This window comes from Stenotrophomonas sp. GbtcB23 (assembly GCF_019091045.1).
GTDB lineage: Bacteria > Pseudomonadota > Gammaproteobacteria > Xanthomonadales > Xanthomonadaceae > Stenotrophomonas > Stenotrophomonas rhizophila_A.
The window spans coordinates 1-15,341 of sequence record NZ_JAGXKC010000056.1 but is presented as its reverse complement, the minus strand read 5'-3'; the positions used below and the strand labels follow the sequence as shown (position 1 = coordinate 15,341).

At 62.3% G+C, this 15,341-nt stretch carries 15 protein-coding genes and 1 pseudogene; 4 read left to right on the top strand and 12 right to left on the bottom strand.

From position 1 onward, the window contains the following. The 8 genes from KVS69_RS16445 to KVS69_RS16410 form a co-directional block, all read right to left on the bottom strand. A partial coding sequence (locus KVS69_RS16445) for a hypothetical protein (RefSeq protein WP_217538993.1) occupies positions 1–277 on the bottom strand: 277 nt, incomplete at its 3' end. 329 nt (positions 278–606) lie between these two features. Beyond that, complete coding sequence (locus KVS69_RS16440; RefSeq protein ID WP_157771765.1) at positions 607–1,137, bottom strand: hypothetical protein; 531 nt, start codon at positions 1,135–1,137, stop codon at positions 607–609. Positions 1,138–1,200: 63 nt separating this feature from the next. Beyond that, a complete protein-coding gene (locus tag KVS69_RS16435) occupies positions 1,201–1,623 on the bottom strand; it encodes a hypothetical protein (protein WP_217538992.1) in 423 nt (140 codons plus the stop codon). Beyond that, positions 1,598–1,963 (bottom strand): hypothetical protein, encoded by a 366-nt coding sequence (locus tag KVS69_RS16430; protein ID WP_217538991.1) that lies wholly within the window; start codon positions 1,961–1,963, stop codon positions 1,598–1,600. The genes KVS69_RS16435 and KVS69_RS16430 overlap by 26 nt, the downstream gene beginning before the upstream one ends. 148 nt (positions 1,964–2,111) lie before the next feature. Next, entirely contained in the window at positions 2,112–5,150 is a 3,039-nt protein-coding gene (locus tag KVS69_RS16425) for a spermine synthase (RefSeq protein ID WP_217538990.1), read from the bottom strand. A gap of 283 nt (positions 5,151–5,433) precedes the next feature. Then, on the bottom strand, positions 5,434–7,167 hold the full coding sequence (pilB, locus tag KVS69_RS16420; protein ID WP_068853813.1) for a type IV-A pilus assembly ATPase PilB: 1,734 nt from the start codon (positions 7,165–7,167) through the stop codon (positions 5,434–5,436). Between the two features lie 56 nt (positions 7,168–7,223). Then, the gene (locus tag KVS69_RS16415; protein WP_217538989.1) at positions 7,224–7,634 is read right to left on the bottom strand and encodes a pilin; all 411 of its coding nucleotides are present in this window, start codon (positions 7,632–7,634) and stop codon (positions 7,224–7,226) included. A 117-nt stretch (positions 7,635–7,751) separates the two neighbouring features. Then, positions 7,752–8,159, bottom strand: a complete 408-nt coding sequence (locus KVS69_RS16410; RefSeq protein WP_217538988.1) for a pilin — start codon at positions 8,157–8,159, stop codon at positions 7,752–7,754. Between the two features lie 356 nt (positions 8,160–8,515). Between KVS69_RS16410 and KVS69_RS16405 the strand changes: the two genes are divergently transcribed. Genes KVS69_RS16405 through coaE form a run of 3 tightly spaced genes read left to right on the top strand, consistent with a single transcriptional unit; the run spans position 8,516 to position 11,258 of the window. Beyond that, complete coding sequence (locus KVS69_RS16405; protein ID WP_068853816.1) at positions 8,516–9,772, top strand: type II secretion system F family protein; 1,257 nt, start codon at positions 8,516–8,518, stop codon at positions 9,770–9,772. 6 nt (positions 9,773–9,778) lie between these two features. Then, positions 9,779–10,642 carry an A24 family peptidase gene (locus tag KVS69_RS16400; RefSeq protein WP_068853817.1) on the top strand — a complete coding sequence of 288 codons (864 nt, stop codon included), beginning with the start codon at positions 9,779–9,781 and terminating at the stop codon, positions 10,640–10,642. Between the two features lie 7 nt (positions 10,643–10,649). Then, positions 10,650–11,258 carry a dephospho-CoA kinase gene (gene coaE / locus KVS69_RS16395; RefSeq protein ID WP_095363632.1) on the top strand — a complete coding sequence of 203 codons (609 nt, stop codon included), beginning with the start codon at positions 10,650–10,652 and terminating at the stop codon, positions 11,256–11,258. A gap of 89 nt (positions 11,259–11,347) precedes the next feature. On the opposite strand, the gene KVS69_RS16390 is transcribed toward coaE, so the two are convergent. The 4 genes from KVS69_RS16390 to rimK form a co-directional block, all read right to left on the bottom strand. Beyond that, the gene (locus tag KVS69_RS16390) at positions 11,348–12,712 is read right to left on the bottom strand and encodes a HAMP domain-containing sensor histidine kinase (protein WP_093533703.1); all 1,365 of its coding nucleotides are present in this window, start codon (positions 12,710–12,712) and stop codon (positions 11,348–11,350) included. Continuing rightward, positions 12,675–13,352 carry a response regulator transcription factor gene (locus KVS69_RS16385; protein ID WP_017356179.1) on the bottom strand — a complete coding sequence of 226 codons (678 nt, stop codon included), beginning with the start codon at positions 13,350–13,352 and terminating at the stop codon, positions 12,675–12,677. The genes KVS69_RS16390 and KVS69_RS16385 overlap by 38 nt, the downstream gene beginning before the upstream one ends. A gap of 7 nt (positions 13,353–13,359) precedes the next feature. Beyond that, the gene (locus tag KVS69_RS16380) at positions 13,360–13,830 is read right to left on the bottom strand and encodes a hypothetical protein (protein ID WP_217538987.1); all 471 of its coding nucleotides are present in this window, start codon (positions 13,828–13,830) and stop codon (positions 13,360–13,362) included. A gap of 232 nt (positions 13,831–14,062) precedes the next feature. Further along, entirely contained in the window at positions 14,063–14,968 is a 906-nt protein-coding gene (rimK, locus tag KVS69_RS16375; RefSeq protein WP_217538986.1) for a 30S ribosomal protein S6--L-glutamate ligase, read from the bottom strand. 219 nt (positions 14,969–15,187) lie between these two features. Here rimK and KVS69_RS16370 point away from each other — a divergent pair. Next, positions 15,188–15,341 (top strand): annotated as a pseudogene (locus tag KVS69_RS16370) (histidine phosphatase family protein); the annotation flags it as partial.

Sequence of the window (15,341 nt, the reverse complement as noted above, 5' to 3'; positions counted from 1 at the left end):
ACCATTTCTTCACATAGAGCGTCGTAGAGCCTGCGGGCTCAAGCTCCAGCGCACCCGCTGGCGCCCTCGAATGCCCGAGATCGGGATCATCCTCCCGCCATTCCGAGGTCGCCGAATCTCGTCGAAGCACACGTACGTAGTAATCATCAACCAAGGAGCGGCCAGGGTCTCCAAGAGGGATATCGCTGGAACGCGCACCTGAGCTACGTATCGTGAACTCTCCTCGAGCCTGCAACGAGCCCCGATCCTTGACGCCGACGAAGTCGATGTCCAGCAAAGGGCACGCTGCGTTACGACGAAGTTCAGCGGCACAACCTTGGACTAACAGCACAGCCAACAGCAGGACACTCCCGCTCAGCCTCATGGCACACCCCTCGAATGTCGACCACTGTCATCCCACCTGCGCTTAGACGCAGAAAAAGCGTCGTACGCTCCGGCTTCCACTATTGACTGAAGCCTGCCTCTATTTGCGTCTGAGCACCCCCTTTCAGTGGAGTACACCACTCCCTTCAACTCCTGCTCAAGCGCTGCCGCGCGCCCTTTGGAAGAAGCTCCCGACGTCGGACGCTTGCATGGACGGTATGTAGTCACTTCATAGACGCTGGCCTATTGACTAGGTGGAAGTAGCTTCGCGAGATCCTGCACGCTTATCGCAGTCGACCTCACCTGGCACATTGTGGCAATCGAAATCAGCTCCACCATGACCATGGCTTCCGGAATGTCATTCTCCTGAAGGACGCGCTCGATCCCAATATGCAAGTCGACGGTGGCACCTGGATTGACGACCAGAGCCCCTCCCCATGGAGGTAACGAGCCCGCTTCAAGGATAGGCACCCATCCCCGCATATTTAATTCGCGGGTGTAGTTCGAGTTGCGGGTGTAGATTTGGTACGCGCCCCAATGCAGGAGGGGCACGCGAGAGGCGGAATTCGGCTCCCATAGCGGGAAGTACACAGTCACATCGCCGAGGTTCCGAAGTGTTAAAACGCTTGTACGCAGCTCGGGCGAGCCTTCCGAATGCTTAAATTCGAGCTCCATCGGCGGGCATTGGCAAGACGGAGAAGCGCCCACCCTCCCAATCGGAATCGAGAATGCACAAACGAGGGACACACAGATCACCAGCAGGTATCGGATCATCAAAGATCTCTCCAGTTCAATCAACACCCATCGCCCCAGCCCGCGCAAAAAGTGAGAAGTAAGTCACCATTCCGTCACGTCATGCTTTCGACTTAAATCCCACCGGTAAATTGAACCCATCATCGCTGGATAAAAGCCGGTACGCACAAAAGACTCCATAGCGTCTCTATTGTTCGATTCACACTCGGCTTGGCTCTGATACGCCTGAAGCCTCAAAAATCGCTCATAGGACTCTGCGCTAGCTTTCTCACCAGCACTCCAGGCGTTGATGTCACCCACATGATCCAGCTCTTTGAGCCTCACCTCCATCGCATGGCCCGGTGAGCTGTACTGATCGGGCCTTCGAAGATAGACAACCGGGGTCAAATCGACCTGAAACTCGTCAAGGCTGAAGCTTGCGCCATCGCAGACGCACCTTGCGCTTATGTTCCAATCAAGCGTGGTGGCACCGCCCAACAGACTAGAGAATTTCCGTTCCCGCACCATCATATGGATCCATCTGTGCCGCGCAGTTGACTTCTCTAACGCCATTTCCACTCGCCCGGTACCCGGGCTTGTACATGGTTTCCGCCTCTTGATCCTTCACCACATACTGGTGCATCAGCACCGAGTCCATGTAACGAGATACGCGGGCCTTGGTCCAGAGGGGGCCATATGTACCCGCCTTGGAACGAAGCTCGGCTTCGGCTTGGCTGAGCGTTGGGAAACACTTGCCCTCGAAGCAGAACTTTGTTTCGGCCAGTGGCTGTTGCGCTGCAGATGCAACGACTGGAAGCAGCGAAAGCACTAGCAGCAAAAGAATATTCTTCAGGACGCGCGCGGGCACAACCACCTCCCTGTGGATGGGCAACTGCGGGCGCAGGAATGAGCGCCCACTGACGTTTGACGCATTAGTCTTGTCGAATGGCGCTTATGGAAATGAGCGCCACGTCTCGATTTGTGAAAAAGCCGGGACCATGGTGCCAATAGCCGCGCTACGGGCTACGCCCTCCGTGTTCAGCACGCGTCGCCAGCAGCGTCATCAACCGCAGCGAAGGATTGCCCTGCGCCTTCCGGTCCAAGCGCGACCAATAGCGCTGCATCAACTGCTGAGCGACGGCAGGATCGCCCTCTGACAGTGCTGCGTACTGCATCGCGCCCATGATGTAGTAGCCAGAGACGCCATCCTGCAGCAGTGCTGCACCATGCTCGCCGTCCAACAGCTCCAGGCCCAACTCGACTACGTCGCGATGCCGATCTTCCGAGGCGGCCGCTACCAGGCCGAGGGCGGCCTGGACGGTGGCATCATTCGAAGGGCAACGCAGCCACGTCGGCTTGCCCCAGATGCGCTCGAGCCGCGCGGAGTCCAGGAACACTACGGTTTCCGTCGCCAGCGAGAAAATCATTGTGGCCGTCCGCTCCGGTCGGCTGTCCAGTTCACAGGCAGCCGCCAGCCCGCGCAGTGCGTCCACTTGCAATGCGTCGAACTCGGACATTGCTGAGGGCGGCGCCTTGCTCCCCTCCACCAATGCAGCAAATACCTCCTGAGCGGCCTCAGCCTGCCGAACCGACGCGAGCGATAGACGGTTAGTGCCAAACGAACGGTCGCTTGCCGGCATCGGGCCACCGAGGCTGCGGACCAACGGCCACGGAGCCGAGCCCATTGCATCGAAGTCTGCCACCTGGGTACGCTGGAACCGAGCCACCGGCGCCTGGAGCTTCAACACCGGGAACATGTCGGAGTTCATCTGGTGCGGATAGAGCGCCAGATAGCCTTCCAGACCACGGCGATTCAACACTTTGGTGTCCTGCAAAGCACGCAGGTCGGTCACGCCGATACGAGCAAGATCGGCAGCCACCAACGGCTGGCGAAAAATGTCCGCGGAGAGATCAGGGACCTCTCCGTGCGGTGAGGCCACTAGAATCAGATCGCCCTCGTTGGCCAGATACGCCTTCGCATCCTTGAAGTTGACCAGCATGGCCGAGAGCACCGAGTTGACCAGCTCAGGGGTGATTTCATACAACTGCAGCCATTGAACGAACAAGCCATCCTGATTGAGCTGCTTCGGGATGTACTGATAGAACTCGGTACTGAACAAGGATGCGGTGCCACCGACCCACGGATTGGAAGGCTCGGAGATGATCAGGTCGTACTTCTTGGGCACCGAGGCAAAGTACGCCTTGGCATCGTCAATGATCACGTGCGAGCGCGGGTCGTTGTACGCCCTCGAAACCCGGTCGCCGAAGTGGCGGGCACCCTCGACCATTGCCGGCTCGATTTCCACCGTATCCACCGCGCCTACTTTTGCGTGCCCCATGAGCGTATGCGTGGTCATGCCCGAGCCAAACCCGATTACACCGATGCGGTCGTAGTGCTCACGCATGGACAACGGGATCGCGGCGAGCAACACCATGGTCGACTCATCGGACGTCGGCGCCTGATCGGCTTGCAGCGCCAGGCCGGCATCCACCTTGCCGTTGGTGGAGATCATCCGCACGGGTCCGTCCTCTTCATTCCGTTCGATGACGGCAACAGTCGCGGTCTTCCCATCCTTGAAGAACACCGTCTTGGTGTCCGCGCCCAATGACGTGGAACCGAAGCGATACACCGATGAATTCAGAACGGCCGGATCGAAGGTAACCAGCCAACTGGCAGCCAGTACCGCAGCAGCAGAAATCGCCGCCGCCGGCACCATCGGTGGCAGCCGCCAACGGGTCGAGGCCGGCGCATAACGAGCCAGCAGCACCAGACCCAGACCGATGTCGAGCACGGCAGCGCTCAGCAGCGCGTACTTCAGGCCCAGCACGGGCATCAGCAGATGCACCGCGGCGAGTACGCCAATGATTGCGCCCAGCGTATTGAATGCGTAGGCCTGGCCGATCGATTTTTCGCCATGGCCCTGCCGCAGCAGCGCCAGCGTGAGCAGAGGCAGCGTCATACCGGCAAAGAAGGCTGCGGGGAACATGACGAGCAGCGCGATACCTGCACTTGCCACGTTGAATAGGCCATATCCCTCCGCACTGTGCACGATGACCATCATCAGCCATCCGACCCACTCGAACGCGTTGGCATAGACGAACATGGACGCCAATGCGGCGACACCCATCCACACCTGGATCCAACCGGCAGTCGCAAGCGGTGCGGTCAGCCTATCTGCACGGTTTTTCAGCCAGAGCCCACCCAGCGCGATGCCCAGAATGAAGGCCGCCAACATCAATTCAAACGAATGGATCGTGGTTCCCAGTGCCAGCGAGAGCATCCGGATCCAAGTAATTTCATAGACGAAGGATGCTGCCCCAGTGAGACCGGCCACGAGCAGAATGAGCAACGGCCTGGAGGCAACCGTGCCGGTTGTGCGCGCAGTCGTTGCAGGCACGAGGGCGGAATCCGGCGCTAGTGGTCGCTCCTGCTTGCTGAGCGGATACACCATCACCGCGACCAGGATATTGATGAGCCCTGCCGAGAACACCGTGCCCGGCATGCCGATCGCGGGCAGCATTACATACGTCGAGGCCAACGCACCAATGGCCGCGCCGAGACTGTTGGAGAAATACAAGCCTGCCAGCACCCGGCCCTCCGCGTGGGTCTGCAGGCGGATGTAGCCAGCACTCATCAGCGGGAAGGTCGCACCAAGCAGGATGCATTGCGGCAGCACCATCGCCGCCGCCAGCAACCAGCGAACGTTCTGCAGCTGCCCTGACGGCAGCATAGGCAGCACTTGTGCGTAGGCCCAGCCGGTCACACCCTGATAGATGCCGTCGAAGCTCAATCCGAGCAGGCCAATGACGACCTCAATGAGCGCATAGGCGAGAAGCGGCCGACGAATTCTGCTGCTCCATCGGCTGACCAGCCATGCACCGATCGCCATGCCGCCCATGAACAGAATGAGCACCAGCGATTGCGCGTAGGAGGAATGACCCAGGAACAAGCCCAGATACTGCGTCCAGATGGACTGGTAGATCAGGCCGGAGAAGCCGGACAGCACGAATATCCACAACAGCCACGTTCCGGCCCTGCTCTTAACCAACGTCATGCGTGCATCCCCATTGCCTATCACAAGGCCAAACGACCTGCATTGAAGTATGTCGCCAAGCACGGCGCCGCATTGAAGCGGCAGCAGCGGTTGGCAATCGAAGGTTGGGCCCAGCTCCCCGCCGGGCAATGTTGCTTGTGGATGGTAGCAGGTGATCGCGGCAGGATCAGGGATTGGGCACCAAACGTGTGCAGCGGACGGGGGCGGGCATCCCACCCCCGTCTTGGTTTCCTGCCGGGCAGAGCCCGGCCCTACCTATGCGTTTCTGGCGAAACGAAGGAGCTTAGTCCTTGGTGACGCGATTGATCTCGGCCAGGCTGGTGGTGCCCGCGCCCGCCTTGATCAGCGCAGATTGACGCAGGTCCTTGATACCGGCACGTTGGGCAGCTTCAGCGATCTGGATCGCGTTGCCACCGCCCAGCACGATGACCGAAATTTCCTCACTCATCGGCATGACCTGGTAAATACCGGTACGACCCTTGTAGCCTTCGGTGCACTCTTCGCAACCAACCGGCTCATACAGGGTGATGCCGGCGTCCAGCTGGGCCTGGGTGAAGCCCTCGGCCAGCAAGGCGTTCGGCGGCAGATCCACCGGCCGCTTGCAGCTGTTGCACAGTCGGCGCGCAAGACGCTGAGCAATCACAAGCGTGACCGAACTGGTGATGTTGAACGGTGCAATACCCATGTTCATCAGGCGCGCGATGGTCTGCGGACCATCGTTGGTATGCAGGGTGGAGAGCACCATGTGGCCGGTCTGCGCTGCCTTGACGGCGATCTCGGCCGTTTCCAGATCGCGGATTTCGCCGACCATGATGATATCTGGATCCTGTCGCAGGAAGGATCGCAGAGCGGCGGCGAAGGTCATGCCGCGCTTGACGTTCTGCTGGACCTGGTTCACTCCAGGCAGCCGGATTTCTACCGGATCCTCCGCCGTGGAGATGTTGCGGGTTTCGTCGTTGAGGATACCCAGCGCGGTGTAGAGCGATACCGTCTTACCCGAGCCTGTGGGACCAGTGACCAGCACCATGCCATATGGCTTATGAATCGCTTCCAGGAAGAGCTTCTGCTGCTCGGGCTCGTAGCCGAGCTTGTCAATGCCCAGCTTGGCGGCACTGCCGTCGAGGATACGAAGCACCACCTTTTCGCCGAACAGGGTCGGCAAGGTGCTGACGCGGAAGTCGATCTGCTTGGACTTGGAGAGGTTGAGCTTTATGCGCCCATCTTGCGGCACGCGCTTTTCGGCAATATCCAGCTGCGACATTACCTTCAGGCGTGCAGCAATGCGCTGGTTCAGCTTCACCGGCGCCTTGGCCACGTTCTTGAGCAGCCCGTCGATGCGGAACCGCACGCGGTAGTCGTCTTCATACGGTTCGAAGTGGATGTCCGATGCGCCCTTGCGGATGGCATCGACCAGCACCTTGTTGACGAACTTCACGACCGGGGTGTCGTCCCCCTTGGCGTCGTGACCGGAATCTGCCCCAGCTCCACCCTCATCATCGCCGCCCGACACATCCAGGTCGGCCATGCCGTCGTCGTCGCCGCCGCCGAGGGAACCGCCCAGGGTGTCATGCTTGGACTGCCACTGTTCCAGTGTGCGGCGGATCTGCTCCTCGTCTACGAGAATCGGCTCGACCACCAGATTGGTGTGGAACTTGATCTCGTCAAGCGAGTGAGTCGGATCACTGGTACCCACGAACAGCTTGCCACCGCGTTTGAACAGCGGCAGCACATGATGCTTGCGCAGCAGCTCTTCGCTGACCAGGCTGATGGCGCTCTGCGCACTGTCGAATACCGAGACGTCCAGCAGCGGCATGCCAAATTCGAGCGCATTGGCTGCGGCCAGCTGCGCCGGGGTTACCAGCTTCTTTTCAGCAAAGTACTGCGGCAACGGCTGCTTCGCTGCGGCCGCCTTGGCCATCGCATCGCGCGCTGCAGCCTCATCCAGCGCACCGTCCTGCACGAGACGACGGGCGATACCGGTGATGCCGACGAGATTGGCGGTCACTACTGCGTTCATAGGGGCGTCACGGCTGATTGCTCCGGGGGCTACAGCTTAACCCAGACAATGGGAAATCAATTGCAGTTGCGGGGGCGGATACGCTCGGCGAGGCTGGGCGCTTCGCAGCTCCACTGGCCGCCCGCATCCCGATTCAAGCTCAGGCTCGCACCCACCACTTGCGGGTTTCCCACCACGACGCAGCTGATCTGCGCCGAACCGTCGGCAGCCAGGGAGGCGACCACGGTCGAGCAATGACTGGTAGGGGTGGCGAGGCCGACGTAGGCGGCGTCGACCAGAGACGCATTGCCCGTCGCCAGCGCCGACTCAACCCCGTTCTTGCCGGGCGCGATCTCGGCCAGCGCGGCCGTGACCTGGGTCTTGGCGACATAGCCCTGGTAGGCGGGAATGGCGATCGCGGCGATCACCGCGATGATCGCCACCACGATCATCAGCTCGATCAGCGTGAAGCCTTTGGACCTCTGCATTGAAACGCTCCCCTATCGTTAATCAGCAAGGAAAGCAGAATTCGTGCCAAGTCCATCGGGGTAAAAAAAAGGCCCCCGCTTAAGCGGAGGCCTCTTCTTCAAGCGATAGGCTACCTATTAGGTGCACTTGCCCGGCTTGTACTTGGCGTCCAGGTCCGAGGTGCAAGCCCACAGACCGGTGTCGGCGGTACGGGTCCAAGTGACCTTCTTGCCGTTGAACTTGGTGGCGTTGCCACCCTTGGTGACGCACTGGATGTTGTCAGCGCCGACGGTCACAGTGCAGTACGAGGTGGTCGGGCCCACGCCAACGAAGCCAGCGTCAGCAGCGGCAGTCGACGGGGTCTTGCCTTCGTTGACAGCCTGCTCGAAACCGACCTTGGCCGGGGTGATTTCGGCCAGAGCCGAGGCGCCCTGCGAGCGGACCACGTAGTCCTGGTAGGCCGGGATAGCGATGGCGGCCAGGATGGCGATGATCGCGACGACGATCATCAGTTCGATGAGGGTAAAGCCCTGCTGCTTCTTCATGTGTACATCCCCTAGAGGTGGTTTGAAAAATGAACACTGGGTCGCGCCTGGCCGGTTGACCGGCTGAGCAAGGCTATCGCCCGTGCGGGTGGTTGAAAGCAGGTTGCGTGCCAACTTCTCAGCAATGCTCCCCAGCATTCCCCGGCGCAATGATGGCAGCAATCTTCAGGATTGGAACCCCCCTCACGGTATTTTGCGACCCAAACGGCATTGTGACGCGTTGCGTCACCTTCTGACGGTGCCGGTCTCAGACTCCGGTCACGGATTGCCGCCCGGGAGGGATGCCATGACGGCCCGGAACCAGCTACCATTCGGCGCAGAAGCCCGCCTGGGGATGGCGCGGCTGGGGAGCCTGTATGTCTGTGAGCCGTAGTGCTGTCAAGAAAGAGCCCGTGGCGCGTAGCACCATGGAGTTGCAGCCGTTTGTCTGGGAGGGGACCGACAAGCGGGGCGTGAAGATGAAGGGCGAACAGCCCGCCAAGAACGCAAATCTGCTCAGGGCCGAGCTGCGCCGGCAGGGCATTACGCCGAACGTGGTCAAGCCCAAGCCCAAACCGCTGTTCGGCGCCGCCGGCAAGACCATCAGCGCCAAGGACATTGCCTTCTTCAGCCGCCAGATGGCGACCATGATGAAGTCCGGCGTCCCGATCGTTTCCGCGCTGGAGATCATCGGTAGCGGGCACAAGAACCCGCGCATGAAGAAGATGGTGGACACTGTCCGCGCCGACATCGAGGGGGGCTCGTCCCTCTATGAAGCGGTAAGCAAGCACCCGGTCCAGTTTGATGAGCTCTACCGCAACCTGGTTCGCGCTGGCGAAGGGGCGGGTGTTCTGGAAACGGTACTGGACACGGTTGCCACGTATAAAGAGAACATCGAGACACTCAAGGGCAAGATCAAGAAGGCGCTCTTCTACCCTGCCATGGTGATGGCAGTGGCCATTCTGGTCAGCGGCATCCTGCTTGTCTGGGTCGTCCCCCAGTTCGAAGACGTCTTCGCCAGCTTTGGGGCAGAGCTTCCTGCGTTCACCCAGATGATTGTGAATCTTTCGCGGTTCATGGTTGCGTGGTGGTGGCTGATGCTGCTGATCGCCGGCGGCGTCATTGGCGGCTTCATTTTCGCCTACAAGCGATCGCCTTCGATGCAGCATGCGATGGACCGGACGATTCTTAAGGTGCCCGTCATCGGCCAGATCATGCATAACAGCTCGATCGCGCGATTTGCTCGCACGACGGCTGTGACCTTCAGGGCAGGCGTGCCACTGGTGGAGGCCTTGGGAATTGTCGCTGGCGCCACCGGCAACAAGGTCTACGAGGAGGGCGTGCTGCGCATGCGTGACGATGTGTCGGTCGGCTATCCCGTCAATATGGCGATGAAGCAGATCAACCTCTTCCCGCACATGGTGGTCCAGATGACCGCCATTGGTGAGGAAGCAGGCGCACTGGACACAATGCTCTTCAAGGTGGCCGAGTACTACGAGCAGGAAGTGAACAATGCCGTGGACGCCCTGAGCAGCCTGCTGGAGCCACTGATCATGGTGTTCATTGGTACTATCGTCGGCGGCATGGTCATCGGCATGTACCTGCCCATCTTCAAACTGGCATCGGTGGTCTAACGGCACATGGCATTTCTCGACCAGCATCCCGGCCTCGGCTATCCCGCCGCGGCCGCACTGGGGTTGCTGATTGGCAGCTTCCTCAATGTGGTGATCCTGCGCCTGCCCAAGCGGCTGGAGTGGCAGTGGAAGCGCGACGCCCGCGAGGTGCTCGAGCTTCCGGACATCTACGAGCCACCCCCGCCCGGGATCGTGGTCGAGCCGTCGCACTGCCCGCACTGCAAGCACAAGCTGTCCTGGTACGAGAACATCCCGCTGTTCAGCTGGCTGGTCCTGGGCGGCAAGTGCCGCCACTGCCATGCGCCGATCTCCATCCAGTACCCGCTGGTCGAGCTGTTGACCGGCTTGCTGGTGGTGGCCAGCGTCTGGCAGTTCGGCTTCGGCTGGCAGGGCTTCGGCGCCATCGTGCTGAGCTGCTTCCTGGTGGCCTTGTCCGGCATCGACCTGCGCACCCAGCTCTTGCCCGACCAGCTCACCCTGCCGCTGATGTGGCTGGGGCTGATAGGCAGCATCGACAACCTGTACATGCCGGCCAAGCCCGCCCTACTGGGCGCGATAGCCGGCTACCTGCTGCTGTGGTCGGTGTGGTGGCTGTTCAAGCAGATCACCGGCAAGGAAGGCATTGGCCACGGCGATTTCAAGCTGCTGGCCGCGCTGGGCGCCTGGTGTGGGCTGAAGGGCATCCTGCCGATCATCCTGCTCTCGTCGGTGCTTGGGGCGATCATCGGTTCGATCTGGCTGTACTCGCGCGGCCGCGACCGGGCCACGCCGATTCCGTTCGGGCCCTACCTGGCCCTGGCGGGCTGGATCGTGTTCATGTGGGGCGAGCCGTTGATCAACGCGTATCTGCGGGTGTCCGGCCTGCGCTGAGGCAGCGATGAGCCAGTTCGTGATTGGATTGACCGGCGGCGTGGCCGCCGGCAAGACCGAGGTAACCCGGCGCTTCGAGGCGCTGGGCATCACCATCGCAGATGCCGACGTAGCCGCCCGTGCCGTGGTGGCGGCTGGAAGCGACGGCCTGGCGCGGATCGTGGCGCATTTTGGGTCTGGAATTCTGCTGGCTGATGGCCAGCTGGACCGCGCGGCACTGCGCGAGCGGATCTTCAGCTCCGCACAGGAACGGCAGGCGCTGGAAGCCATTACCCACCCTGCGATTCGCGAGCTGCTGCGGCAGACCTGTGAGCAGGCTGGGAGCCCCTATGCGATTGCGGCCATCCCGCTGCTGACCGAAGCCGGCGGCCGCCAACAGTACCCCTGGCTGGACCGGATTCTGGTGGTGGATGCGCCGGTGGCGGTACAGCATGCGCGGCTGATGCAGCGCGATGGCACCACGGCCGATCTGGCCGACCGGATGATTGCCGCGCAGGCCAGTCGCGAGGAGCGCCTGGCGCTGGCGGATGACGTGGTGGTCAATGATGGGCACCCGGACCATCTGCAGGCGGAAGTGGAGCGTTTGGACGCCGTGTACAGGCGATTTGCCGCGTAGAGACACGCCATGTGTGTCCCACGTAGATCATGGTCGTTCCATGTTTCCGGGTTTCGGGCGGGTGTCCTTGGGACACGCATGGCGTGTCGCTACGCTGGGGCGAACGTCAGCGTGGCTACCACGCCCCGGGTTTCGCCTGGCCGCACGTTGACCTGCCAGCCGTACAGATCGCACAGGCGGCTCACGATCGACAAGCCGATACCGCCGCCCTGCGAGTGGCCGGCGTGAGTGCCTCTATAGCCGCGTTGGAACAGCTTGGCCGCGTCTTCGGCGCTGAGGCCCGGGCCGCTGTCGATCACTTCCACCCGGTTGCCGGTGACCAGCACCCGCACCGAGCCTTCCTGCGAATACTTCACGGCGTTGCCAATCAGGTTGCCCAGTGCCACCGACAGCGCCGATTCCGGGGCATCGATGACCAGTTCGCGGTCGCCTTCCAGCACCAGCTCCAGCGGCTTGCCGCCCAGCTGGGCGCGGTGCGAATCGAGCAGCTGCTCGGCCACCCGCGCCACGTTGCTGCTGCCCTGCCCGCGCTCGTTGCGCGATAGCAGCAGCAGCGCGCCAATCAGGTCGGTGCACTGCTGTTCGGCACGCTGGATGCGCTGCAGGCGCTGCAGCACCTTGGGGTCGAGGTCCGGCCGGGTCAGCAGCAGCTCGGTGGCACCGCGGATCACGGCCAGCGGGGTGCGCAGCTCGTGACTGACGTCGGCGTTGAATTCGCGATCGCGCTGCACCACTTCGGTCAGCCGGGCCGAATAGTCATCCAGCGCCTGCGCCAGCTGCCCGACTTCGTCGTCGGGGAAACGGGGCGCCAACGGCGTGGGGTCGCTGGTACCGCCCCGGTAGGCACGCAGGCGCGCGGCCAGGTCGGAGACCGGCTTCATCACCTTCGAGGCAGACCACCAGCCCAGCACCAGCGACAACGCACTGAACACCAGCACCGAGAAGAACAGCGCGCGGTTCAACTGCTCCGCGCCGCGCAGGCTTTCGGTCATGTCGTAGGCGAGGAAGAACCAGGCGTCAGGGGTCTTGCGTACCGCCAGCTTGTAGGAGAAGGGGTTGCCCCGCTCGTCCACGCCGCTCAGGCCGTGGATGCCATCGCGGAATTCGTACCAGTCCGGCTCTTCCTGGCGCAGCGCTTCGAACTTGTCCGGCCCCACGATGCGCGCGCGCATCTGCTGCACGGGAAGGTCGGGGTTGCGCGAGGGATCAGCGAAGTAGCGGCGCGCGTACTCGTTGATGTTGCGGTTCATCACATCTTCGACCAGCTGGTTCTCCACGCGCGCGCGGGCCAGGTTGGTGGCGAAGGCAAACAATGCTGTCAGGCAGAAGCCCAACAGCACGAATGAGACGATGATGCGGCTGCGCAGCCGGCGCCGGTACGGGCCCCGGCGGCGCTCCCCCCTGCCCGTCACCGGATCAGGCTTCCGGGGCGGCGATGCGGTATCCGATGCCATGGCGGGTCTGGATCAACGGCACCTCGAACGGCTTGTCCACCACGGCGCGCAGGCCGTGGATGTGCACGCGCAGCGAATCCGAATCGGGCAGCTCTTCGCCCCACACGCGGGTTTCCAGCTCCTGGCGGGTCACCACGGCCGGGGCCGCTTCCATGAGCGCCTGCAGGATCTTCAGCGCGGTGGGGTTGAGCTGCAGCAGCTTGCCCTGGCGGCGAACCTCGAGGGTATCGAGGTTGTATTCCAGGTCGCCGGTTTCCAGCACCCGGGTCTGCACGCCCTTGCCGCGGCGCGACAGGGCGTTCAGACGCACTTCCACTTCCTGCAGCGCGAACGGCTTGATCAGGTAGTCGTCGGCACCGGAGTCGAACCCGGCCAGCTTGTTGTCCAGCGAATCCCGTGCGGTCAGCATGAGCACCGGGGTCTGCTTGCGTGCTTCATTGCGAAGCTTGCGGCAGACCTCGATCCCATCCATGCCCGGCAGATTGAGATCCAGCACGATCGCGTCGAACTCGTGCACGACCGCCAGGTGCAGGCCGGTCACGCCGTCGGCGGCGAAGTCCACGGTGTGGCCGCGGTCTTCGAGGTAGTCGCCCAGGTTGGCGGCGATGTCGCTGTTGTCTTCAATTACAAGAATTCGCATGTGACCTCTAGAAAATGGATTGACCCGTGCGCTGAGCGTTGGTCAGGTTCTTCTGCGCGTCGTCCTTGGCGCGCTGACGCTGGGCAACCGTCATGCACTGGGTAGTGGCGCGGTGGGACCCGGTGGTCTTTTCGCGCACGCAGACCTGGCGGCTATCTTCGCGCGCCTTCGTCAAAATCGTGTTCACAATTTGTTGGTCGTTGAACAGGGCGATCTTGGAGGGTTCGGGAAGGGTGGCCTGATCCGGGTACTGATCGAGCACGCCATGCATACGGCTCAAGGCTTCGCGGACACGGCTGCGGTCTTCCAGGCGCAGTTCGGAATAGGTTTTGCCATCTCCCATTTCTACTTCGATCCGCTGGATCTGCTCGGCCAGCGGCTTGTTCCGCGCAAAAACCTCTTCGTTGGGGGCTGCGTGCGCGGTACCCAGCGCAAGCAGGAGGGCCGCGGTCCCGGCGGCCAGAATCACTCGCTTCATTTCAACCAATCCTTAGTCAACTGAACGGAACGCCGAATGTAGCCCTCACGCCTTCACCTCAGCAAGTGAGCTACGGCACGGGTAGAAAAAGGCCCAGACGGATCCCGCCTGGGCCTGAAGTCATTCCCGATTACCGTTATCTGCTGAGGAGGGCAGAGCTGCGGTTCTTTGAAGCCTACGCGGGGGGCGATTAAACCGGTGTTAAAACCGGCCCACTGATCCGAACTAAAATTCAAGACTTTGATTTTGCGGGCTTTTTCGCAGCAACCACTTGCCCAGCCACGTGTTCGATGATGCGTCCGGCCAGGTCGTCCTGGCTGATCCCCTCGATCCCTTCCAGGCCGGGGGTGGAGTTGACCTCCAGCACCAGCGGGCCCCGGCTGGAGCGGATCAGGTCCACCCCGGCCACCCCCAGCCCCAGCGCCCGGGCCGAGCGCACCGCCACCTGCTGCTCGGCCCGGGTGGCCTTGGCCACGCGGGCGCTGCCGCCGGCATGCAGGTTGGAGCGGAAGTCGCCGTCCGGGGCTTGGCGTTGCATGGCGGCCACCACGTGGTCGCCCACCACCAGGCAGCGCAGGTCGGCGCCCTGGGCCTCGCCGATGAACTCCTGCATCAGGAAATTGGCGTACAGCCCGCGCAGGGCCTCGACGATGCCGCGCGAGGCGCTGGCCTTTTCGGTCAGGATCACCCCGCGGCCCTGGGTACCCTCATTGAGCTTCACCACGTGCGGCGGCGGACCCAGCATGGAGAGCAGGTCCACGGTGTCATCGGGGTTGTCGCCAAACACCGTGACCGGCATGTCGATGCCCTTGGAGGCCAGGATCTGGTGCGCGCGCAGCTTGTCGCGTGCTCGCAGGATGGCATCGGACGGGTTGGGGGTAACCGCCCCCATCATTTCGAACTGGCGCAGCACGGCGGTGCCGTAGCGGGTCACCGAGGCGCCGATGCGCGGAATCACCGCATCCACCCCGGTGATGGGCCGGCCCTTGTAATGCATGGTGAAGCCGTCGGCGGCAATGCGCATGTAACAGCGCAACGGGTCGAGCACCCGCACGGTATGCCCGCGCGAACGCGCCGCGTCCACCAGCCGCCGCGTCGAGTAGAGCTTGCTGTTGCGGGAAAGGATGGCCAGTTTCATGGCGGCATGTGCAGGGTGGGGGAAAGCGCGAAGCATAGCGTGCAGTGAGCGCGTGCAGATGACGGCATCGCGACGCCGCAGCACTGCCGCAGAGGCGGCAGGCCGGGAGCACGTGTCCGGCACGTGTAGCCGGTCTTCACGATGCTACGCGCATGGCTAACAAGTGCCCCTCTAGCGTGTGTTGGAACGACGCGACGCGATCGCGCAGGCAGCCGGGAGATGCAGGTGGACCAGAAAAGCGCGATGGAAGGCGTCACGGCTCGATGGCCGGACCGGATCTGGGTGGTTCGCCACGGGCAGAGTGCAGGCAACGTGGCGCGTGACCACGCCGAAGCCGAAGGCATCACGCTGATCGAACTGGAGCACCGCGATG

What these genes read in the sequence shown, in the direction of transcription:
- KVS69_RS16440 (WP_157771765.1), bottom strand. Translation starts at nt 1,137, where the DNA reads ATGATCCGATACCTGCTGGTGATCTGTGTGTCCCTCGTTTGTGCATTC.
- KVS69_RS16435 (WP_217538992.1), bottom strand. Translation starts at nt 1,623, where the DNA reads ATGGTGCGGGAACGGAAATTCTCTAGTCTGTTGGGCGGTGCCACCACG.
- KVS69_RS16425 (WP_217538990.1), bottom strand. Translation starts at nt 5,150, where the DNA reads ATGACGTTGGTTAAGAGCAGGGCCGGAACGTGGCTGTTGTGGATATTC.
- pilB (WP_068853813.1), bottom strand. Translation starts at nt 7,167, where the DNA reads ATGAACGCAGTAGTGACCGCCAATCTCGTCGGCATCACCGGTATCGCC.
- KVS69_RS16415 (WP_217538989.1), bottom strand. Translation starts at nt 7,634, where the DNA reads ATGCAGAGGTCCAAAGGCTTCACGCTGATCGAGCTGATGATCGTGGTG.
- KVS69_RS16410 (WP_217538988.1), bottom strand. Translation starts at nt 8,159, where the DNA reads ATGAAGAAGCAGCAGGGCTTTACCCTCATCGAACTGATGATCGTCGTC.
- KVS69_RS16405 (WP_068853816.1), top strand. Translation starts at nt 8,516, where the DNA reads ATGTCTGTGAGCCGTAGTGCTGTCAAGAAAGAGCCCGTGGCGCGTAGC.
- KVS69_RS16400 (WP_068853817.1), top strand. Translation starts at nt 9,779, where the DNA reads ATGGCATTTCTCGACCAGCATCCCGGCCTCGGCTATCCCGCCGCGGCC.
- coaE (WP_095363632.1), top strand. Translation starts at nt 10,650, where the DNA reads ATGAGCCAGTTCGTGATTGGATTGACCGGCGGCGTGGCCGCCGGCAAG.
- KVS69_RS16390 (WP_093533703.1), bottom strand. Translation starts at nt 12,712, where the DNA reads ATGGCATCGGATACCGCATCGCCGCCCCGGAAGCCTGATCCGGTGACG.
- KVS69_RS16385 (WP_017356179.1), bottom strand. Translation starts at nt 13,352, where the DNA reads ATGCGAATTCTTGTAATTGAAGACAACAGCGACATCGCCGCCAACCTG.
- KVS69_RS16380 (WP_217538987.1), bottom strand. Translation starts at nt 13,830, where the DNA reads ATGAAGCGAGTGATTCTGGCCGCCGGGACCGCGGCCCTCCTGCTTGCG.
- rimK (WP_217538986.1), bottom strand. Translation starts at nt 14,968, where the DNA reads ATGAAACTGGCCATCCTTTCCCGCAACAGCAAGCTCTACTCGACGCGG.